General features: G+C 40.3%; 20 protein-coding genes. 6 read left to right on the top strand and 14 right to left on the bottom strand.

Annotated features, from left to right (window positions below; genetic code table 11):
* Window positions 1-19: 19 nt before the first annotated feature.
* The gene (locus IPH84_07730; protein ID MBK7173111.1) at window positions 20-796 is read right to left on the bottom strand and encodes a C40 family peptidase; all 777 of its coding nucleotides are present in this window, start codon (window positions 794-796) and stop codon (window positions 20-22) included.
* 117 nt (window positions 797-913) lie between these two features.
* On the opposite strand from IPH84_07730, the gene IPH84_07725 reads away from it, so the two are divergent.
* Window positions 914-3,004, top strand: coding sequence for an HDIG domain-containing protein (locus IPH84_07725; GenBank protein ID MBK7173110.1), 2,091 nt, complete (start codon window positions 914-916; stop codon window positions 3,002-3,004).
* On the opposite strand, the gene IPH84_07720 is transcribed toward IPH84_07725, so the two are convergent.
* The 3 genes from IPH84_07720 to trxA (IPH84_07710) form a co-directional block, all read right to left on the bottom strand.
* Window positions 2,964-3,638, bottom strand: a complete 675-nt coding sequence (locus IPH84_07720; protein MBK7173109.1) for a WbqC family protein — start codon at window positions 3,636-3,638, stop codon at window positions 2,964-2,966. The genes IPH84_07725 and IPH84_07720 overlap by 41 nt on opposite strands.
* Before the next feature lie 257 nt (window positions 3,639-3,895).
* Complete coding sequence (gene trxA / locus IPH84_07715) at window positions 3,896-4,255, bottom strand: thioredoxin (protein MBK7173108.1); 360 nt, start codon at window positions 4,253-4,255, stop codon at window positions 3,896-3,898.
* A 38-nt stretch (window positions 4,256-4,293) separates the two neighbouring features.
* Window positions 4,294-4,797: a thioredoxin gene (gene trxA, locus IPH84_07710; GenBank protein MBK7173107.1), complete on the bottom strand. Its 504-nt coding sequence runs from the start codon at window positions 4,795-4,797 to the stop codon at window positions 4,294-4,296.
* 126 nt (window positions 4,798-4,923) lie between these two features.
* Between trxA (IPH84_07710) and IPH84_07705 the strand changes: the two genes are divergently transcribed.
* On the top strand, window positions 4,924-5,379 hold the full coding sequence (locus IPH84_07705; GenBank protein ID MBK7173106.1) for a transposase: 456 nt from the start codon (window positions 4,924-4,926) through the stop codon (window positions 5,377-5,379).
* Window positions 5,380-5,464: 85 nt separating this feature from the next.
* Here the strand turns inward: IPH84_07705 and IPH84_07700 are convergent, their stop codons facing one another.
* The 5 genes from IPH84_07700 to IPH84_07680 all read right to left on the bottom strand — a co-directional run bounded on the left by IPH84_07700 (window position 5,465) and on the right by IPH84_07680 (window position 14,139).
* The gene (locus tag IPH84_07700; GenBank protein MBK7173105.1) at window positions 5,465-6,910 is read right to left on the bottom strand and encodes an OmpA family protein; all 1,446 of its coding nucleotides are present in this window, start codon (window positions 6,908-6,910) and stop codon (window positions 5,465-5,467) included.
* 233 nt (window positions 6,911-7,143) lie between these two features.
* Window positions 7,144-9,267, bottom strand: a complete 2,124-nt coding sequence (locus IPH84_07695; GenBank protein MBK7173104.1) for a C10 family peptidase — start codon at window positions 9,265-9,267, stop codon at window positions 7,144-7,146.
* Window positions 9,268-9,339: 72 nt separating this feature from the next.
* Window positions 9,340-11,433: a C10 family peptidase gene (locus IPH84_07690; GenBank protein ID MBK7173103.1), complete on the bottom strand. Its 2,094-nt coding sequence runs from the start codon at window positions 11,431-11,433 to the stop codon at window positions 9,340-9,342.
* 85 nt (window positions 11,434-11,518) lie between these two features.
* Window positions 11,519-11,875 (bottom strand): TM2 domain-containing protein, encoded by a 357-nt coding sequence (locus IPH84_07685; GenBank protein MBK7173102.1) that lies wholly within the window; start codon window positions 11,873-11,875, stop codon window positions 11,519-11,521.
* Window positions 11,876-12,024: 149 nt separating this feature from the next.
* On the bottom strand, window positions 12,025-14,139 hold the full coding sequence (locus tag IPH84_07680) for a C10 family peptidase (protein ID MBK7173101.1): 2,115 nt from the start codon (window positions 14,137-14,139) through the stop codon (window positions 12,025-12,027).
* Between the two features lie 179 nt (window positions 14,140-14,318).
* On the opposite strand from IPH84_07680, the gene IPH84_07675 reads away from it, so the two are divergent.
* Window positions 14,319-15,569, top strand: coding sequence for an imidazolonepropionase (locus tag IPH84_07675; GenBank protein MBK7173100.1), 1,251 nt, complete (start codon window positions 14,319-14,321; stop codon window positions 15,567-15,569).
* 39 nt (window positions 15,570-15,608) lie between these two features.
* Here IPH84_07675 and IPH84_07670 read toward each other — a convergent pair whose 3' ends face one another.
* From IPH84_07670 to IPH84_07650, 5 genes are read right to left on the bottom strand one after another with little or no spacing between them, the layout of a single operon-like run.
* Window positions 15,609-16,439, bottom strand: a complete 831-nt coding sequence (locus IPH84_07670) for a DUF2271 domain-containing protein (GenBank protein MBK7173099.1) — start codon at window positions 16,437-16,439, stop codon at window positions 15,609-15,611.
* 17 nt (window positions 16,440-16,456) lie between these two features.
* Entirely contained in the window at window positions 16,457-16,834 is a 378-nt protein-coding gene (locus IPH84_07665) for a hypothetical protein (GenBank protein ID MBK7173098.1), read from the bottom strand.
* A 60-nt stretch (window positions 16,835-16,894) separates the two neighbouring features.
* Entirely contained in the window at window positions 16,895-17,743 is an 849-nt protein-coding gene (locus tag IPH84_07660) for an alpha/beta hydrolase (protein MBK7173097.1), read from the bottom strand.
* 6 nt (window positions 17,744-17,749) lie between these two features.
* On the bottom strand, window positions 17,750-18,697 hold the full coding sequence (locus IPH84_07655) for a calcium/sodium antiporter (protein MBK7173096.1): 948 nt from the start codon (window positions 18,695-18,697) through the stop codon (window positions 17,750-17,752).
* A gap of 18 nt (window positions 18,698-18,715) precedes the next feature.
* Window positions 18,716-19,465, bottom strand: a complete 750-nt coding sequence (locus IPH84_07650) for a copper homeostasis protein CutC (protein ID MBK7173095.1) — start codon at window positions 19,463-19,465, stop codon at window positions 18,716-18,718.
* A gap of 630 nt (window positions 19,466-20,095) precedes the next feature.
* On the opposite strand from IPH84_07650, the gene IPH84_07645 reads away from it, so the two are divergent.
* The 3 genes from IPH84_07645 (at window position 20,096) to IPH84_07635 (ending at window position 22,415) form a co-directional block, all read left to right on the top strand.
* On the top strand, window positions 20,096-20,809 hold the full coding sequence (locus IPH84_07645) for a hypothetical protein (protein MBK7173094.1): 714 nt from the start codon (window positions 20,096-20,098) through the stop codon (window positions 20,807-20,809).
* A 14-nt stretch (window positions 20,810-20,823) separates the two neighbouring features.
* A complete protein-coding gene (locus tag IPH84_07640; protein MBK7173093.1) occupies window positions 20,824-22,098 on the top strand; it encodes a T9SS type A sorting domain-containing protein in 1,275 nt (424 codons plus the stop codon).
* Between the two features lie 65 nt (window positions 22,099-22,163).
* On the top strand, window positions 22,164-22,415 hold the full coding sequence (locus IPH84_07635) for a hypothetical protein (protein MBK7173092.1): 252 nt from the start codon (window positions 22,164-22,166) through the stop codon (window positions 22,413-22,415).
* Window positions 22,416-22,423: the final 8 nt, after the last annotated feature.

Here is a 22,423-nt window from a genome sequence, read left to right as displayed (position 1 = left end):
AATACTTTATAAAAAGATACTAAGTCATTTTTTTGATAATTCTCAAGGTGTGGGTATAACGACCCAATTGCTGGTTAAAAATACCATGATGATCAATGGAATCAATCCTCACCGAACCGGAGGCATGAATAATCCTGTCGGTGCCAAGCAGTATGCCGACATGTATTATATTTCCTGAGCCATTCTCGAAGTAAGCAAGATCGCCGGGTTGTGCTTCACTGATAAAACTGATGCCTTCTCCCACTAGAGATTGCTGATGTGCATCTCTTGGCAAAGTATAACCCGCTGATTTGTAAACCATCTGGACAAATCCGGAACAATCCAGTCCGAATGGTGATTTCCCTCCCCACAGATAGGGAGAATTCAAATATTTCATGGCTTTTTCAAGAATGCTGCCGGGTTCAGGAGAATCCGGAATTGCACAGACATTAGCAGTTAACCCGTATACATCGTCATTGATTCTGAATTTGCCATCCTGGTAAACAGGTAATATACTGCCTCTGACCAAATTCAATGATTGGGAATTCCCCTGGTTGATTGCCAATGCTGAAATATCTTCAAGCATTATTGTCTTTGCAGATTGTAAAGACTGTAAAAATGAGTCTTCGGCCTTATGTACAACTTTTTCGTCAACCCACCCTTCGTAATGATCATAGTCGCTTCTGATGAGAACCCAGTTATTTAAATCATCAAGGATACTGTAGGTTTCTCCAAATAATAACTGGCTCACCATTTCTGATTTGTCAGAAGGTTGGAGCCTGATAGGAATAATGCTCAAATTACAAATACCAGTCATATCTAAGGTAATAAACAATAATTTACAGGATGATGCTTGTTAATTGTACTGCTGCAAAGTTATCAATTGAGTCCTTACCGGCAAATTTTATTATATTCGTAAAATAATAGTACCTGTATGAGACGTCGCTTTATTGGGTTCTGGAAGCATTATTATAATATCAACAAAGGGATTTATTTTGTATTAGTCCTGTTCATCCTGGTGAGCCTTTTCCCAAGAGAAGGACAGTTTAAATATGAATTCCATCGTGGAAAGCCATGGCAGCATGAAGATCTTATAGCACCTTTCGATTTTGCAATACATAAAACTAATGCAGAACTATTGAAAGAACAAAAAGAGGCACTTACCGAAACATTTGCATACTTCCGTTACGATTCAGTGATTGTAAAAACGTCAGTTGATCAGTTCAAAATCCGCTTCGAAGAAAAATGGAAACAAACAAAGGGGGAATCTCCAGAGATGAAACCCCGGGAACTGACAACACTAAATGCCGGACTTTTTATTCTTGATAGCTTGTTTAAAAGGGGTGTAATTGAAAATACACCTTCAGTTACATCGCTCAAGGAGGGCAACCGAATCGCAATACTTAAGGAAAATGTTGCTGAGATACGCGAAATGAGTAGCTTATTCAATGTACGTTCAGCCAATGATTTCCTTGTGAAAACTGCTGCGATGTATGCAGGAGCCGATCAGTCATTTTTATTGCCTCTTTTACAACAGTCTATTGTACACAATGTAATCTATGATGAGTCTTTTTCACTTGTCCAAAGGGAACAAACCTTAAAGAATGTTTCAGCTACCAGGGGGATGATGCAAAAGGGTGAAAAAATTATCGCCAAAGGAGAAGTGGTAACAGATTCTAAATACCAGGTGTTGATTTCATTCAAAAAGGATTATGAAGAAAGGATAGGGCAGACCTCCAGTTATCCCATGATATTTGCCGGGAGGGTGCTGCTGGTGGCAATTTCACTGATGGTTTTTGCTTTATTCATGATCACCTTCCGCCATGATATCTTCAATGAAAACAGGAATATTGTGCTTTTACTGATGCTGATCACTATCATGGTTACATCAACTACCCTGGTGATTAACCATAATGTCTCCTATCTCAATGCTGTTCCCTTATGCCTGGTGCCCATCATTGTAAGGACTTTTTATGATACAAGGCTGGCACTGTTTGTACATATCATTACAATTATCATTCTTGGTTTTCTCGTGCCAAATAGTTTTGAATTTCTGTACATGCAACTTATAACCGGGATCATTGCTATCATTTCTGTGGTATCACTGATCAGGAGGTCACAGTTCTTTTTTGCTTCACTCATGATATTCATTTCCTATTCCCTGATTTATGTCGGAATGACCTTATTGCAGGAAGGAAGCTTCAAGGATCTTGAACGGCAGAATTTCGTACTTTTTGGGATGAGTGCATTACTCACCTTATTTTCCTATCCCCTCATTTTTTTATTTGAGAAGGTTTTCGGATTGGTAACAGATGTTTCGCTGATCGAATTTTCCGATACCAACAATAAGTTATTGCGTGAATTGGCCGTAAAAGCACCCGGAACTTTCCACCATTCCATCATGGTTTCCAATATTGCTGAAGAAGCAGCCCGGGCTGTGGGAGCCAATCCCTTGCTGGCCAGGACCGGTGCCTTATATCATGACATAGGCAAAATGGATATTGCTCAATATTTTATTGAAAATCAAGGAGGTGGATTTAATCCTCATGATGAACTATCAAGTGAAGAAAGTGCCGGTATTATTATCAGCCATGTTATATTAGGGGTTGAAAAAGCACGGTCCTATAAATTACCCGAAGCCATTATTGATTTCATCAGGACCCATCATGGTACACGATTAACCAGGTACTTCTACGAAAGACACTTAAGAGAGTTTCCCGGGGAAGAAACAAATGAGGCATTATTTAAATATAAAGGACCCAGGCCTTTTTCTAAGGAGACTTCTATACTCATGATGGCTGATTCAGTAGAAGCTGCATCCAGGGCATTGAAAAACCCAAATGAGGAAATGATTGAAGAATTGGTGGAACGAATTATTGAGGAACAGGTTAAAGGGAATCAATTCAGGAATTCTGATTTAACGCTGAGAGATATTTCAACCATCAAAAAAATTATTAAGAATAAAATTTTGAGTATCAATCATATCAGGATTGAATATCCTGCAGGGATGAAGTTATCTCACTAAGGTTTAATTGAATCATCTTGCTTAAATACCCCTTAGCATCAGGGCCTAAATGGAAAAGCAGGTCAATGATGCTTAAGTTTGGAATAAATCCAAATTTAGGTTCGAACGCCTGAATATACCTTGGGTACTGATGAATTCCACATTTGTCGGGTGCTTTTTTTGGGTGGATCGATAACCTGTAGTCTGTATCTCTTTCCGGCATAGTAAAATCAAGTGTTGGAATAATATTGATGCCTTCCAGTTTAAGAAGCTTAATACATAACTGGATAAGTTGAAGGTTGAAATCAGCCAGGTTATCGAAATGTTGATGAAATAATCGGGAGAAATAATCTTTGTAATACAGAAAATAGGGGGTCCTTGAATAGGCTGATTCGATGGATCGCCAGTGAATTTGTTGCCAGTTTTTTTTATTGTCGATGCCTATCTCAGCAACCAAAGTATGGTTACCATGCGTGCGGATTACCGGGATACTCAGGGGTAACAAACCAGATGCACTATAGATATGGCAGCGGTTCCTGTAGGTTTGCTTAGGATAGGTCTCCTGCAGTTCAAGGTGTATCTCTTTTTCATGATACAACAATGCCCACCAGGAGATAGGGGGGAGGTAGGCTGTAGGGAGAATTATTGTTGGCATCCTGCTCAGATAATCTGCAAAAGTAGAGTAAATCAGCTTTATAGTGCTGTTTGTTGTGCCCCGAATTTTGATGAGTACTTTCGGATAAGTAGAAGGCCTGAGTGAGTGAAGGAATTTAATTCATACCAAGGTTTCCGACTGACCAATTTGAAATTATCCAATATTGAAACTGGAAAGAAATAAAAAAGCAGGGCAGCCAGGTAAAAAGGCATGACCCTGCTAGTTATAGATCAAAATTTATAGATTTGGGAGTCTTACTAGTTGTTTGAATTCAGTAACACATCCTGTATGGCATCTTTCAGTGCCTGTTTTGGCAGTGCACCCATAGCCATTTGAGGTTTGCCATCCTTAGGACAGAATAGCATGGAAGGAATGCTGCGGATTCCAAAAGCTGAAGCCAGTTCCTGCTCAACTTCTGTATCCACTTTATAGATATTGATTTTACCTTCATATTCCTTTGAAAGTTCATCAAGTATAGGTGCTACCATTTTACAGGGTCCACACCAGTCGGCATAGAAATCAATCAGGCAAGGCAAATTGCCTTCAAATTTCCATTCTGTATTTTTTTCAAAGTTGAAGACTTTCTCTAAGAAGGTCTCTTTCGTTAAATGTTCCATTTGTTTTATGATTAATGTTTTAAAAATTTATTGAATAATTAGTCTTTGAGGAGAACATCCTGAATTACTTTCTCAAAGGTTTCTTTTGGTAATGCCCCTTGTGTCATTTGAGGCTGACCTTTTACAGGGCAAAATAGTATGGTGGGTATGCTGCGGATGTTAAAAGCCTGTGCAAGTTCCCTTTCTTCATCAGTATTGATTTTATAGATATCAATCTTTCCTTCATATTTTGACGCAAGCTCAACCATTATAGGAGCCACCATTTTACAAGGCTTACACCAGTCGGCATAGAAATCAATGATGCAAGGCTTACTCCCGTTATATACCCAAGTATCAGGGCTTTTTTCAAAGTCATAAACTTTAGTAAGAAATTCCGCCTTGGTAAGGTGGATGGGTTTCCCTCCGGTAACATCGCCAACGGTCTTATCTGAAGCTTCAGTCCCGGTTATCCCGGTAGTTGTGTCTTTGCTTTCGGCGGTACCACCACAACTTGAAAGCCAGAACAGTGTTAACAATGCAGAGGTTAGGATTGCAGTTTTCATATTGTTATTAGTTAGGTTAAGCATAATTATCGGTGCAAAGATATATAATATTTTAGATATATCGCATAAATATCACTTTTTTTATATATTTTTGTCAATATTATTAAGGTTGTAAAATTAATTATCATGGAGAGAAGCCCTGTAGATATCAGGAGTATGTTCATAACAATGGATACAGATCGGTTCAAGGAAACTTTTGACACGGAGGAGAAATGCCTTGAAATATTGGCTGCTTCCAAATGGAAGAATGGTTTTGTCTGCCATAAATGCGGCGGGAATAAATACGGAAAAGGGAAGAAACCCTATTCGAGAAGGTGTACCTCCTGCAAGCAGGAAGAATCAGTTACAGCACATACGATATTTCATCATTGCCGCATTGATCTGCCCAGGGCATTTGAAATTGCCTACAGGGTTTGTGGTACGCCCGGGATTACAGCATCTTCTTTATCACAGATACTGGAAACAAGACATATGACTTGTTTGAATTTCAAAAAGAAAATACTTGAATGCGTGGCTTCTCATGGAGATTTTTCCAGGAGTGTTGAACCGATAATAACAATTGAAAGGACTATCTCCTATTAATTGTACATTTTCTACTCATTTAAAGAGTATGCATAAAAAAAAGGCTGACCCATAGGATCAGCCTTTTTTTTGTGTTCAATCAGAACTATTTATTGATAGCCTTGATTTCAACTCTGCGGTTCTGAGCCCTTCCTTCTGCAGTTTTGTTATCAGCAGCTGGTTTGGATTCTCCGAAGAATGCCTTTACGAGGCGTGTTTTTTCAATACCTTTCTTAGCAAGATAATTGATGACATAATCAGCACGCTTTTCTGAGAGGCGCATGTTATAAGCATCATTACCCTGTGAATCAGCATGTCCTTCAACAGATACACTTACTTCAGTGTGCTCTTTCAGGATGGTAGCAACTTCATCAAGATCTTTGGTGTACTTGGTAATAGCGACTGTCCTGTCGGAACCAAAGTAAACAACCTTGTAGAGTTCAAATTTAGGAGCTTCAGGACAACCATTGTTTGCGATGGTACCTGGAACATCCGGACATTTGTCATCTTTATCTGCAACACCGTCTCCGTCTTTATCTGGACATCCGTTGAATTTTGCAAGTCCGGCTACATCCGGGCAAGCATCATCCTTATCAGCAATACCGTCGCCATCCTTATCAGGACAACCACCCAGTTCTTTCTTACCTGCTGCATCCGGACATTTATCTTCTTTGTCGGTTATGCCATCGCCATCCTTGTCAGGACAACCATTGAGTTCTTTCTTTCCTGCTTCGGTAGGGCATTTGTCATCTTTGTCGATGATACCATCACCATCAGTATCTGGGCAACCTTTGAATTCAGGTTTTCCTGCTACGTCTGGACAAGCATCATCCTTATCGGCGATACCGTCATTGTCTTTATCAGGGCAACCTGCAAGTTCAACTTTACCAGGTACATCAGGACAAAGGTCAGTCTTATCAGGAACACCGTCCTTATCAGTATCTTTCACACCAAGGCGGAATTTGATACCGGCTGTATAATGCATATAATCATCACGTTTTTCATCATTCAGTTTTGGTGAAATGATGTAATCATAGGATCCCTGGAAGTTCAGGCCTACTTTTTCAAGTACCCAGATATTGAAACCAACACCTGTAACTTGTTTCAGGTAGGTATTTTTGTCGGTACCTAAATCCATGATACTTGTAGCACCAACTCCAAGATAAATGTACGGATCGAACCAACTGTCCTGCTTCAGGATGTAACCATTGGCAAATTTGTAAGCCAGGTTAAGATCTGCAGTCCAGAATTTTGAATCAGATAATTCCTGACCCAATGTTTTCATTGTTGCCTCTTCAAGCTTACTGATTCCAAATTCTCCCAATACATTGAATGATGGATTCAGATAACGGCCAACGGTTAATGCTGATGGGAACTGATAACCTTGCCATTTGGTATATTTGAATTGGTCGGGCACTGAACGGTGAACTGTATGAAAGTCCTCCCAATTCCAATTGAGTCCAACTGCCCATTTATAGTCAGAATTCTGGGCCGGCACTGTAAAAGTTGCCATCAGTAAGACAATAATTGAAAGAAATGTAAGCTTCTTCATAGCTATTTAATTTTGTTTTTAATGTTTGTTTTGTGTGGTTCGATATTGCTTGTTTATTAATCAAAAATCACGCAAATGGTAATACTATCTATTTTGATAGAAACACCTTTACAAGTAGTGCAAATTTCGTGTTAAATATACAAATATACAAGGCTAAAAAAAAGAAATAGAGGCTAAGACTTTTTTTGTTAGTCTAAGTTACTGGAAATCAACTATTAATATGTACTTTATTATCAGTTGATTACGATTTTTTGTTGGTTTTGATGATGATTTGTTGACATTTCGAGCAGGTAAAAAGCCTTTGGAAATCTGCTTAAATCGATAGAAAATTGATTTAAACCGGGTAATAACTGGAAGTTTTTCTGGTAAATGAGTTGCCCTTTCGATGTTTTTACACTGATTTTCATATCCTCTTTTACTTTAGAATTGCATTTGACCGTAAAAACTCCATCAGATGGATTAGGGGTAATCAGGAGATCAGAAGTTTCAGGAAGCAGATTTTCCTCGCCTACAAGTGAACTATAATAATATCCTTCCCATCCTTGACCTGAAGTCGTTTTATTCGTATAAAACATGAGAAGCATTTTTCCACTTGGTGAAGTAACAGATTCAGGGAGCTCTGTGCCGGTAAAAGCCCCAAGCAGCTGGTTTGTAGCGATATCAAAAATTCGTAAAACATCAAGACTGTCAGGGAGGTTAAAAGAGGTAAATGTGAGTGTAACAGAACCGGCGCCTGCAGGAAGTAGCTTCCATTTGCAAAGTGAATTATTGATATAGTTCTTATCACCGCTTCCATCACTGATGTTGCCGCTCAATTCTGTGATTTGAGTTGTTCCGGAACAATATACAGGAAATATAGGTTCAAAGTCAGCTAACCATCCTCCCATATTTACAGTTTCATTTGTCTCAAACACTATAAGTACCTTATCTCCGGAGGATGTAATGACAGGTGGAAGGGTATTGCCTGAATAGGTTCCCAGCAAAGGGGCAGATGTTGTATCACCATCATATACATACACGACATCTTCACCGGATTCCGTATCCATTCGTGCGAAAGTAATTTTTAAACCCTGAATGGAATCATATTCCGGATCCTGGGGATTGATCAACCAACTGCATGAAGACCCGGGCTGATAATTATTCCAACCACTTCCGTCTTCAATGGATCCCCGTATAAAATTAATTTCTGTATGGCCATTGCAATAACCGGGATATACATTGTTCACTGTATCAGGAAACATAGGAATCACCTCCTGGGCATAATTGAAATTATTGCCTCCCGGTGTAAGATTGTTCAGGTAAAAATATCCATCTGATTGACCTCCCCACCCCCAGTTGAAATGGAAGTAATCTGTCCCCTGGTAACCGTCGCAAACAAAAGCATGGCCACTGGTCGACTGAACTCCTGCCCACCCTGCATAGTAAAGTGGTTTTCTTTGGTCAAGGTTAACAATAAGAATACTATCCCAGTCGATAGATGTACTATCCCTGAAGAAATACCTGGTTTCAGGCCCATATTTGAAATAGGTCTTGAGGGAGTAGGCTGCCTTATGGTTCCACATCCCGCTGCCATCAGGCCCATAATCCATGTCGACTGAAACACCCAGGTGGAATAACAGGTTGGCAATGGGATGATTTGATGTGCTTAGCGATCCGGGCATACCATTCCAAAGATACTGTGTGGCAGAAAAATCGGCTGATAATGTGTCGTAATCAGGATGATAGTATGTATAACTGCCCTGGCCTTGTTCCGGGAAACGATAATAATTCATTAATTGTCCCATGGCAGTTGCAACACAGCCTGCATAGCATTTTCCATCCGGACCTGCAGGGTCTTCAGGACATTCACCATTGTAATATTTATCCTGATTCCACCTGGAAACCAGCAGAGGAGACACTGAAGAAGGACTTTTAATCGCCTTGAGTTGCGATATATCCAGTGTTTCCAGTCTTTTCCATTCATTTTTTATAATGATATCCTGTGGCTTCTGATCAGTGATGGCTTGTTCAATTTCCTCCTCATACCTTGACATCCAGGAGGAAACATTACAGAAATTCCGTTCGAAGGAACCTTCAAAAGAATAGGCCAGAACGGGCACTACCAGGTCGGTAGCAGCCACCAGGACATACCCTCCGCTATTGATCTTATATGAATAGTATAAAGGTATCCCGGATACACTTCTGTATGTCTTCTCTATAGAGGCATTCAGTGGAGTGGAAGCCTGATTGCCTGCCATCATGGCTTTTTCATAATAAAAGTTGATGGCAACAATTTTTGCTACTTCTTCTGAAACGGTTTTTCCAATGAGAAATGAGGGAACCAGGAGTATGAGCAGGATGAAAACCAGTTTTTTCATAGGTCAGAATTTAGTACAAATATAAAAAAAGCCATCGCTTGATGCAATGGCTTTTCAGATCGGTTAATGCTTTCAATGCCTGATGATTACTTTCCGGTTAATGATCATTTCATCTGAAACAATCCTCAGCAGGTAAACACCTTCGGGAATATTTTCAACACCCAGGTTTTCATCAAGTTTCTTGTTGTTTACAAGCCTGTTAACGCTGATAAGCTGGTTACCCTTCATATCAGACAGTGTGAGTAAACAACCGGTTCCCGATAAGTTGTTTGCTGTAATCCTGATACTTTGGTTGGCAGGATTAGGAAATACCCTCAGGTTGCTCTCACTCAGTAAATCATTGACACCTGTTAGATTGGATGACGTATAGGAAAAGCTCCAGCCTTGTCCGTTATTGACTGCATCAGAGTGGAACATAAGCAATAGTTTTCCGGTATTGAAAAAGAGGTCGCCGGGGATGCTAGTTCCGGAAAGGGTTTGCAAAAGATCATTGTTTTCCAGGTTGAAGATCATGAGGAAATCATTCTCATCAAATGTGTCAAACTGATCAAAATGCAGGGTGATGGATTCCGCGCTGTCAGGTAATATTTTGTATTTACAAAGGCTGTTTTCGTGGTAGTTATAAGTTCCGCTGCCGTCGTTGAGAGAACCTTCGGGAGCGGTAAGAATAGTAAGCCCTGAACAATAAGTAGCCCTGGTTGAACTATAGGAAGCAAACCAGCCTCCCTGATTTATTGCATTATTGGTGGTAAACTTGATAAACATGGCACCACCAGTGGAGACAGCCTGTTGCGGGGCATCACTGCCAGTAAAAACTCCAATAACAGGTGCATCTTCATCTATACCATCATAAACGGTAAGGAAATCACTCCCGTTTTCCAGGTCAAACCGATGAAAAGTCAGGGTGATGCTTACGATGGAATCTTCAGGAATAATTAACCAGCCACAATTGAGGTCTTCAATGTAACTGCCGGTTGGTCCGCTGCCATCTTCAATGGTACCATTCAGACTTCTGAGAGTATCCGTTGAATTACAGTAATATGGATAGTTCCCGGTGGGTTGTATTCCAACAATTGCTCCCTGTCCTTCGGTAAAAGTATTGCCGCCGGGGTTCAGGTTGTCGAGGTAGAAATATCCGTTATAAGAACCACTCCATCCCCAGTTGAAATGGAAATAGTCAGTACCCTGGTAACCATCCAGGTTGAAGGCATGTCCGCCTGATCCAAATCCATGATAATACATGGGTCTGCCGGCTTCAAGTTCAGTTCTTAAAAGTGATTTCCAGGTTTCATTGATAGGGGATGGGGCATATTCCAGATGAAGCCCTCCATCCATTCCAAAATAGTTAATAAGTGCATTGGCAGCATCATCGCTGTATGCTCCGGAACCATTGGCACCATACATCATATCCACTGCAATTCCCATATGGTATTGGATTTGAGCCATCTCAAAATTCCTGATGCCATTAGATGCATTGGTCATTTCTTCCCATTTATAAGTAGTGCTTCCATAATCAGCTGAAAGGTATCCGTAACTGGAATAATACCCATGCGATCCTTCCCCCTGCAAAGGCCAACGCCAGTAATTTGCTACCTGCGACATAGCAGTGGCAACACAACCGGCCCAGACATGTCCTCCGGATCCCCCGGCATCTGATGGACATAAATAATTATAAGGAGAGCCCTGGTCCCAGGTACTGGTGAGGAGTGGAGAAACAGTAGTCATAACCCCTTTAGAAACCTGGTTACCGGAATTCTGTTGAAGCGAGTTCCACATTTCAACAGTTTTCACATCAGGTTGCTGATTATTTTGAATAGCAGCACTGATTTGTTGATTATAACCTTCAAGCCATGCTTTAAAATTCCCGGGCTGGTTATTAAGATCATAATTGCTTTCGAATGAATAGCCAAGAATCGGGAAAGATGCATCATCAGCAGATAGTAAAATAAAACCTACCGGTTCAATTTTGAATGCATAAATCACAATATTTCCGTTTTCATCCAGGATAGCAGGAACAATTTCTTCTGAAATCCTGGCATCAGAATTCAATGTTGAATTAAGAAAGATTGAGGCAACCTGGCGGGCTTTAGTTTCTGTAACATGCGCAGCATATATGCAGGTAGCGGCCAGGAATAGGGCGAGGAAAAGGTTGAACTTCAAGAGCATAATGGAGAAATTTCTCCAAAAGTATGAAAAAAGTTAAGGCATTATCCGATTCCTAACTCTTAAACCCTTTTTCCTTTGAAAAATTTTATGAAGGCATCTTTGAAATCCAGAGGGATAACTCATTTGCGACCTGGATATTATAATCCATAGCCAGTTGCCTGTGATTAATAAGGTCAATGATAGTGCCGATAAAACATAGCCCTCCGGTAAATACATAGAGGATACCCATCCCGATCTGGTTGAGCATAAAACGGTGAACACCTGCAATTCCCAGAAAGCCAATAAGTGCGGTTAATAACACAATCTGTGGGTCACGACGTCTTACCCTGTACATATTGGCGAAATTCACCAGTTGGTTTTCATTGAAATTTCTAACAATAGATTGGATATAATTCATTTCCTGCATATCGAGTTCAGGAAGAATTTGATAAAGATTTGTCATGATACTTTGATGTTTTAGTTTTGAATGAATAGATGTGGTTTATTTTTTTTCTTTCTTCATCAGAATGTTCGTTTGACGCAGTATTGTATTTCTGGTTACAAAAAAAAGCCACCCGGAGGTGGCTTTAGAATAATTATTTCACTACCGGGTTAGCGGACAATGAATTTTCTGGAGGTTGTACCCTGAACAGTGCTTATGTTAAGGAAATACATACCTGAATTGTATCCATCAAGTTGTATCGTCTTTTCCAAACTGCCGGTTGAACCTTTCACCATTTCAGTGAAATGTTTTTTACCAGTCATGTCAGTGATGGAAATTTCCATATCAAGTGCTTTTGTATTCAAAAGGCGCAAAGTGGTGAAAGTTTCAGCTGGATTTGGAGATAAACTGATGCCTGAAATTCCGGCAATTTCTTTCATGCCTACATTTGAGGTTGTATAATAACCCTCGAAACCACCGGCAGGATCATATCCATTTGCTTTGAACATAAGGAGGAAAGCACCGGTAGGTGAAACTATAGGTTCTGGGATATCATTACCTGTGAGCGTTGCCAGGAGGATATTGGAACTCCCTGTTGCATAAACCAGTAATTGGTCATTTTCTTCCAGATCAAAAGCGGTAAATGTCAGGGTGAGATCCATAGCATAAGGAGGTTGAATTTTCCATTTGCAGATGGCATTATTATTATAATTGTTTGGACCACTGCCATCGGTAATATCTCCATATGCGGCGGTCATAGTGGTAGTGCTGTTACAGTAAGTCGGGTAGGTTGAATGGTATTCTGTTAACCAGCCTTTACTTTCAGTAGCACCATCGGTGACAAATTTGACGAACATCTTTCCACCGGTAGATGAAATATTGGGAGGAACTGATGTGCCTGTATAAGTTGCCAGCAGGGGAGCAGAATCATTTTCTCCATCATATATATATAGGGCATCTGAGGCATCCACATCAAAGAGGACGAAGGTCAAAGTAATTGCATTTACTGAATCTGCTGGATCTATGAGCCATGTACAATCGGAATTCGGGTCATAATCAAGGCGGAGGCTACTGCCATCTTCAAAGGAACCATTTGCATCTGTAATGGTATGTGCTGAACAGCCATAAGGGAAATTAGTGGCAGGAACAATATTCCTTATCATCCCTTGCTGAGTAGTAAATCCATTAGGATTAGCAAGGGTGTAAAATCCGTCGCCATATCCACCCCAACCGAAATTAAAATGGAAAAGCTTAGAAGAACCATTAACCTGGTATCCATCGCAAACCCAGGCATGTCCTCCACCGGTGACAGGTGTAGGGTCGGTTCCGGAGTAATAGATAGGTTTCAGAGCATCCAGTTGTTCAACAACCATATTTTCCCAAACAGTTGCACTGTAACTTGAGCGTGCAGCATATTGTGTGGAAGTAGAATAACCAAAATGGGAAATTAATGCAGCTGGAACATCAACGCTATAGGCTCCTGAACCTGTTGGGCTATATTGCATGTTCACTGCAACACCTGCATGATACTGAAGTTCTGCAACGGCTGGAATACACTGCCCGCTGCTGCCATTCAAAGCATCCAGCATGGCATCCCAATCATAATGGGTATTGCTGTAATTTACATTTTGTGTGCCATATCCAGAAGCATAATAGCTATGAGTGCCTATTCCCTGGAGAGGATACCTGTAATAATACATAATCATGCTCATGGCAGTGGCAACACATCCTGCATAAACGTGTCCACCAGGACCGGCTGCGTCCTCCGGGCATAACAGGTTATATGGGCTGTCCTGGTTCCACTGACAGGTCATCAGAGGCCCCATATCAGTAGTAGCCATATAGGAGTCGTTATCCTGTGAAAGATAATGATTCCATGCAGCCTGTGATTCAAGGCTGATGTAGTTTGCCTGACTCCTGACAAATTGTACCTGGGAAACGAAGTCTTGTATTAAACCATCAAAAGAAGGAACTTTCCCTTCAATAGGGTAGCTTCCTGCAGATGAATACCCAAGGATTGGGTTGAGACCATCCTCCGCGGAAACGATAATGAAACCTTCGCCATTATTGGAAAAAACATAAAGGGACGGCGCATTTTCATCTCCAAGAACAGCTTCCAGTTTTATGGAAATATCTGAAAGGTTCCAGTCAACCTGATGATTGGCAATTCGTTCGCTGATAAAGTTAGTAGCAACGAGTTGTGCTTGTTCTTTCTGGACTATGCCCCCGAGAACTGCAGGAAAAACAGCCAATAACAAGGCTAAAGAAAGTAGAAAGGATCGCATTTTCATGTTGTGAATTTGTTGACTATCAATTGATGAATTTGGATTCCAAAAGTAATAAAAGTATTGTAACGAATTTGAACCATGGTTGATACAGATTAATTAATTTTACCCGCACAGTTTGTATGATGGATGTACAATAATAAACAAAGGCTCCAATATTTTTTTACCAATTAATTTTTATGAAAATACTCATCAGGAACATAAGTGAATTAGTCAATGTAGAATATGATCCCAGGCCATTTGTTAAAGGAAAAGAGATGGCCACTGTAAATACTATCAGGAATGCGTTTCTTTTAATTGACAAAGGGGTGATAAAAGAATTTGGCAAAATGGAGGATTTGTTTTATCCTGATGAGCCTCAAAAGAGCAGGATTAAGGTAATAGATGCAGAAGGACGGATGGTTTTTCCTAGTTTTTGTGATTCGCACACTCACCTGGTTTATGCCGGTAGCAGGGAAATTGAATATGTTGATAAGATTAAAGGATTATCTTATGAAGAAATTGCCCGCAGGGGGGGAGGGATTTTGAATTCAGCCCAGCGTCTGCATGATGCTACAGAAACAGAATTGATAGCCCAGGCGTTGGAAAGGCTTGAAGAAATTATGTGGTTGGGTACAGGTGCTGTGGAGATCAAGAGCGGATATGGATTGAATACTGACGATGAGTTAAAAATGCTAAGGGTGATTCGCCAACTGAAAGAACTCTCACCGTTAACCATCAAAGCTACCTTCCTCGGAGCCCATGCAATTCCTGCTGAATATAAAGGAAGGCAAAGTGAATATGTTGACATGGTTATCAATGAAATGATCCCATTGGTAGCTTCGGAAGACCTGGCTGATTTTATAGATGTATTTTGTGATAAAGGGTTTTTTACGGTTGAAGATACAGAACGAATTCTGATGGCTGGTTTAAAATATGGCCTGAAACCCAAGATACATGCCAATGAACTGGATTATTCCGGAGGAATTCAAACCGGGGTAAAATATGGGGCATTATCAGTTGATCACCTTGAATTTACCGGGGATGCTGAAATAGAGAGTCTTAAAGACAGTGAAACCATGCCTACGATTCTGCCCGGAGCAGCTTTCTTCTTAGGGATGGTGCACGCACCTGCCAGGAAAATGATGGATTCAGGCCTGCCTGTTGCGCTGGCTAGTGATTTTAACCCGGGATCATCACCTTCCGGGAATATGCAACTGGTTTTGTCGATGGGGTGTATTCAATACCGGATGACCCCGGAAGAGGCTATTCATGCAGTTACGCTAAACTCTGCATATGCAATGGGAATTAGTCATGAATTGGGCTCCATAGCGATTGGGAAGAAGGCGAATGTATTTATTACAAAACCAATCCCTTCTTTGGAATTCATGCCTTATGCCTTTGGAAGTAATAAGGTAGATACGGTCATACTCAATGGAAAAATCCAGTAAGGAATTTTTACTGATGACTTTTCTGAAATGAGTTCTTGATTATCTCAGGATTAGCTTCCTGTAAAAACTCTTCCCATTGATTGTTAACTGTAAAAGGTAGATACCAGCTTTCAGCCGTTTCCCGTTTTCATCAGTCCCATCCCATTCGAATGAGTAGGTGCCGGGCTGACAAATTTCATTAATCGCTGATTTTTGCTTTCTTCCTTCAAAATTAATGATGCAGGCCTGAACCTGTGACTTTACATCAAGGCTGAATTTGATATTTGTGTTTTCAGCAAAAGGATTAGGATAAATAACAATATCCGGATTTACAGCAGGACTTTCTTTCACACCCACACCCATGGGTACCCAGTCGAGAATCATGTCCTGAAAGTAAGTGAGATTGGCAGGAGTGATATGATCTGTGACCGGGCCTTTGTGAAAAGGTATTGATGTTGAAGGCCCCGCAGGTTGTCCGTTAGCTGAATTCTCACTGGAATACTCCACCCAGACCTGGTAGATCCCATCTTCAACCAGCGCACCATCTGCATTTCGGCCATCCCAGGTAATGGTATGAGTCTGATGTGTATTCAGTGTAGCTCCGGTAGTTGCTGAGGTGGTATTATATGCTGAAGAAGCTACCCATTTCACAAGATGCTTTTTCCTGCTTGCTGCCATTACTTTTTTTGACACAATGAAATTGCCAGCCTCATCTTTGATCCAGATGGAAAGCACATGTTTTGGTGAATATCCTGTTGAATTACTTAGTGTTCTGACAGTAAATGTGAGGGTACCTTCAGTGATTTCCTTAGGGTTTTTTTGGGCAAAAGAAATTTGCGGATAGAAAAAACCAAGTAAAGCCAGAATGATTGAGGCAGATTTGATATTCATAAGTTTTGTGTTTGGGATTAACTTTTTTTTCTGCTGCCATGAAAGGCAAATACGGTAAAATAGATGGCTGGTACCAGAAGAATTACATAAACGATCAGAATGTCTTTACCGGCCCTGTCAACAAAATACCCCGTAGAATTTACCAGAGTATAGAATAACATTCCCATCGAAAGAAGCAACATCCCTTCCCCCTGGCCTTTAATTAACAGAACCCTTAGTCCACTGATAATAAGCATTATAGCTGTGCAATATTCTACGACCAGGTGAAACATGGTTTCTGTGGGATGATGACTATATTCAGGGACTGCACCTTTAAGTAAGATGTAGCTCCAAACCAGGAAAATCATAAATCCTATTGTGATTGCAAAATATGCAAGGGGTTTTGCGTTGTTCATTTCATGGTATTTATTAATTCTGAATTGATGCTGCTTCATAGAATAGTAAAGAGTGAGTTTTCAATGAATGTTTTCGAGTTGTTGGTTGAGCCAATTCAGGATGAAGGCAAGAATTTGTTCTCTTTCCGGTTCATTATGTAGTTCATGAAACAGGCCTTCATATGATTTGAAGGTGCAATATGGAGAATTATTTGATGCAAAACTTTGACTTGAATTAAATAAGGTGATGCGATCGCTGGTCCCATGAAGCAGGAGTAGCGGTATTCCCAGGGTTTGAGCATTTTCCAGGGCCCAAACACCGGCTTCTGTTATGATTCGATAAGTATTTAAAGATATTTTCCCATGCACCAGCGGGTCCTTTTCATATGCCTTGCAGATCGCCTGATCGTGGCATAGTTCAAAGGCATTAATCCCATTGGGAATGGTTAATGAAGGCATTATATATCCAAGCAGGTTGCCGGCAAAAGCAACAAGTTTGGCAGGGGGATTGGCCAGATGCAGCCAGGGACTTGAAGAGATCAGCAATTGAATTGAGGCTTGTCGTCTAAGTCCATAATTCAAGGCCAGGTTACCTCCCATACTTTGTCCATAAATTACCAGGGGAATATCGGGCCATGATTTCCGAAAATGATTAATGATGAAATCAATGTCACCAATGATCTGATCGATGGACTCAAAATGTCCGCGTTTACCGGTAGTGAGGCCATTCCCCCTTAGGTCAGGAGCAATAAAGATATGTCCTGCATTGCAAAAAGCCTCAGCTACATGATCAAATCGTCCACTGTGATCAGCTAGTCCATGCAACAGGAAAACAATGCTTCCTGGATTTTCAGAAGGCACCCAGACTTTTACGTGGAATTTGTCAACCGGACTTAATTCAAGATAATAATCTGTTGGATTGATCCCCATGATCAGCTATTTTGGCCAAAGATAATAAAGGTAGATTCCATACAAAAAAAGTAAGATGAAAGCTTCATCCTTTTTCAATGTAAATTTGGTCCGGAAAAAGGGTAGTAAGATAAGGCTGGTTCCCAGTAAAATATATAAGTCGATGTTGGAAATAGCCAGGGCTGAGATGGGATTCACAATAGAGGCTATTCCCAGGATACCCAGTAGATTGAATGTACAGGAGCCAATCACATTCCCGATTGCAATATCATATTCCTTTCTATAGGCAGCGAATGCGGAGGTAGCTAGTTCAGGCATGCTGGTGCCTGCAGCAATAATGGTAAGCCCGATAATTGTTTCGCCTACACCCAGAGCTCTTGCTACATCCACGGCTCCAAATACCAGTAATTTTGACCCGGCTAAAAGAAGAAGCAGCCCTCCAAGCATTAATGCATACTCCATCCACCTGCTCTTGAGTTTGACTGGAATTTCAGCCGAATATTCTTCCAGCACCTCCTTATTTTTCTCTTTTCGGGCCAGATGTATATTTACAACAGTGTATATGATCAGAAAAGCTAATAATATCATTCCTTCATACCTGTCAATAGACCTGTCCCTGAACATCAGCATAAATATCAATGTACTGCCAATTACAACAGGAATATCTATTTTCAGGATCTGAAGTTTGATTTTCAGGGGGGAAACTAATGCTGCTATGCCAAGGATCACGCAAATATTGAAAATATTACTTCCAATAACATTGCCAATGGCAATCCCACCCTGCTGGTCAATAGCGGCCATAATACTCACAAGCAATTCAGGAGAACTGGTGCCAAAGGCAACAATGGTCAAGCCTATGATGAGAGGACTTATTCCTTTTCTGAAGGCAAACAGGGAACTTCCCTTAACAAGCCAATCTGCCCCAAAATACAACAGGACCAAAGAGAGAAGGATGTATAAAACCGAAAGCAACATTATATCAGGGTATTAGTTTTAATTGATCAGATTTTTAATTTTTTTAATGACTTCCTCCTCTGGAAGAAGAAGATCATATTCCGGAACATTGAATGTTCCACCCATCCTAACATACTCATTCTTATAAAGCATTTTGCCAGGATAAAGTTTTTTTGCTGAAAGATGAATCGAATTTGCACCTGATTCTTTTAAAATATATTCTGCATTATCAAGTGATATTCCACTGCCTGGCAAAATTTTGATCCTGTTTTGTGCTTTCTGAACAAGTTTTTTTAATATAGTAACACCTTCCAAGGCCGTCTGTTTTCCTCCGGAAGTGAGAATGATATCAATTCCTGTTTTTATTAATGAATCCATTGAATTAAAAAGGTCATTTGACATGTCGAAAGCCCTGTGAAATACCAGTTTCCGTGGGTATGACAGATCACGTACCAGTTTCATTCTCTGTTCATCAATCTGTCCATCCTTTAAAAGAATTCCACAGACAATTCCATCAGCTCCGGCCTCCAGGGCAGCTTCTATGTCCAGCAGGATATTCTCAAATTCAAAATCAGAATAACAGAAATCACCTTCCCTCGGACGAATCATAACATGAACAGGTATTTGCAATAGTTGTTTAGCCAGCCTGATAGTTGCAATGCTTGGAGTGAGGCCACCTTCGGCAGGAGCAGAGCATAATTCAACCCTGTCGGCCCCGGATTTCTCGGCCAATATTGCAGCCTCCAGCGAAAACACAGCAATTTCCAATACATTTTCAGATCGATCCATTATTTTTTTTTTCAAAGTTAAGAAACCAGTATAAAGTTTTCGGAAAAGTTGTCCGGAATCAGAATCTCGGACAACATTTCTATTTGAAATTATACCATAAATCTTGTACTTTGTAAGAGAGGTGAAAAGATTGTATTTTAATGATGCCAGATTTTATGAAATCAATTTCTGGATGGATTGATAAGGTTAGTCAGCATTACATGAATGATAAGTTAATTGGTGGGTATTTTAGTTGTGTTAAGATGTGATAATTGTTGAATTCGATCTAAAAGCAAACATTAAAATAATCATTAATAAACACTTTTGAACCTTAAAAATTTAGGAAGTTGGCTTAATGGTAACTATCTGGGAGTGCTTCCATTAACAAATTACTTAATGAATAATTTTAAAAAGTGGGAATGAATTTGAGATTGCAAACGTTTGCGAAAAAAAAACTTATTTCTGCAAACGTTTGCGGGAAAAATAAATTTGTATTAACTTATTGTACCTTGTATATTTACGAACTGAATTAAGTATTATACAGTGACTTAGTTAATTCATCATTTGACTAAGCCCCTGTTTCCTTTTTAACATTCAAAGACTTTTAATAACCCAAAAACCCAAAAACCAAAACCCAAATTTCCTATGATCATGAAAAAGTTACTCGTTTTAATTTTGTTTTTACCAATTGTTGCGCTTTCCTATCCCTGGGCGCACAGGTATGCTCCGGAACAATCCAGCCAGAACATCGTAGTTGATGTCAATGCTTCCTTTACAGTCTCTGTTGAGTGGGGTGAAGGAGATTGGGATTATCCTGAAGGCAGTATGTTTGGTTATGGCCTTTCATCTGATGGTTCCGGCTGGACCTGGGTGGACATTAATTGGTTCCAGGATGGTGATGGAAGCAATAAAAGATGTAAAACATCTCTCAGTATTTCTACACCGGGTAAGTATTATTATGCTTATCGCATGAAAAAAGCGTCCAATGGAGGCACTTCCTATTCTTTTGGTACTGATTCATGGGCTGAAAACAGCGGGACATTGAGTCCGTATGCGACTATTGTTGTTGGCAAAGTAAGTAAAGCCGATGGTTTATGGTCTGATGGTTCCACCTGGGAAGGTGATTCAGCGCCAGCTTCTTCAAGCAACGTTGCCATTATGCATAATGTTACTCTATCATCAGCTGCTACAGTTGCTAGCTTGTATGTATATAATGGTAAGTCTGTGACAATTACCGATGGAAATTCATTAACTGTTTCCGGTGCCTTTGTAAATAATTCAACTGCAGCAGGGCTAACCGTTGAGAGCGGCGGATCATTGATTACCAATGGTTCAGTTAGCGGATCTGCAACTGTAAAAAGATAATTTCCAGCGATAATTTGTGGCATTTAATTTCATCACCTGTCTCAGGACAGAACATCTGTGATGGGAATTTTGCACCTACAACAGGTAACTTTAACTCTACTACCGGTGCTACTTATGATTTTTATCGTTGGAGTGAAGCTGTAGTGTCAGGAAATCTGAACTGGTTGAATCTAAAGAATTCTGACTGGTCACTCAATACCACTGATTTTGGTGCAACTCCACAATTTGGAGTATCTACAGGATACCTGGTGGCATATAGTTCCGGTTTTGCCGGTAGTTCTACAAAATCTTTTGCAGGAACACTAACTACAGGTGATCAGACAGTTACTCTTGGGACAGGTGGAAATACCTGGAATTTAATTGGAAATCCTTTCGCTTCCGCTATTGATTGGGATGGAGTTACCAAATCGAACCTGGATGGAGGATATTACTATGTTTATAACGAGAATAAGTCGGGCGGAGCAGGTTATGAATCATACCTGGATGCTTCACATAAAACAAGCGGAGCTAATGGGAAAATTTCAAATACACAAGGTTTCTTTGTAAAAGCATCGGGCTCCTCATTGGTACTTCCAAATTCTGCCAGGGTACATAACAATAACTGGATGAAGAGCTCCTTAGCCAGCAATCAGCTAAAACTTACGCTTGGCAACGAAACCAATTTTGATGAAGCATTTGTAATATTTGAAGAGGTTGGTTCAACCAATAAAGATTTTTATGATGCAGAAAAGCTCATAAGCCTTGATGAGACTATTCCACAGATAGCCACTACTCTTGAGGATGGCAAGAATCTGTCGATCAACTCCATGCCATTCAGTATCATGGGTTTCAGCATCCCGGTGAATTCCACAATTAAGGTTGAAGGTTCATATACTTTATCTCTCGAAGGATTGGAATCATTTCCAATGACACCCGGAATTATGCTGGAAGATACTAAAACAAGTACTTTTCATGATTTTACTCAAACATCTGTTTATAGTTTTACAGCTGAAAACAATGAAGATCCTCATCGTTTTATTCTTCATTTTGCTGGTGTTACGAGTATTGATAATCCTGAAGAAACGCTTCAGCTGCTTGTTTTTGCAACAGCAACTTCACTGAATATAAAAGCTCCGGTTGCACTTAGTGGTCAGGTTACTTTATCTGACCTGAGTGGCAGGATTATCCGTTCAGGCAATCTGCAATCAGGATCGCTGTTAACTATTGAAAAACCCTCATGTCCTGGAATATACATGGTTAATCTTTTCTCCAGGCAAGGGGTTGTCACTCAAAAGTTAATTGTCCAGTAAGTGCAACAGGCAAACTGAAATTTGCAAGAAATAAACCAAAAACCCAACCTTTGATTTTTATACTCATGAAATTAACTGCTAAACATTTTGTTGCAGGCATTTTACTCCTGTTACTAAGTATTGTTTGCGTTCCTATGCAAGCTCAGGAACCTCCCCATCCTCCCGGATCGGGTCATGGCCAGACAGGCAATCAGAATCCAAACGGTTCAGCACCCATAGGTGGTGGTGTCGTATTTCTGATGATTTTTGCGGCTGGTTATGCAACAGTAAAACAGAAGAGATCTTCTGTGGATAACTCTGTTGACAAACTTCAATAAAGTAATAT

It is taken from the genome of Bacteroidales bacterium (assembly GCA_016707785.1).
Classification (GTDB): domain Bacteria; phylum Bacteroidota; class Bacteroidia; order Bacteroidales; family UBA4417; genus UBA4417.
The sequence above is the reverse complement of the archived record's forward strand: the minus strand, read 5'-3'. Positions and strand labels throughout refer to the sequence as shown.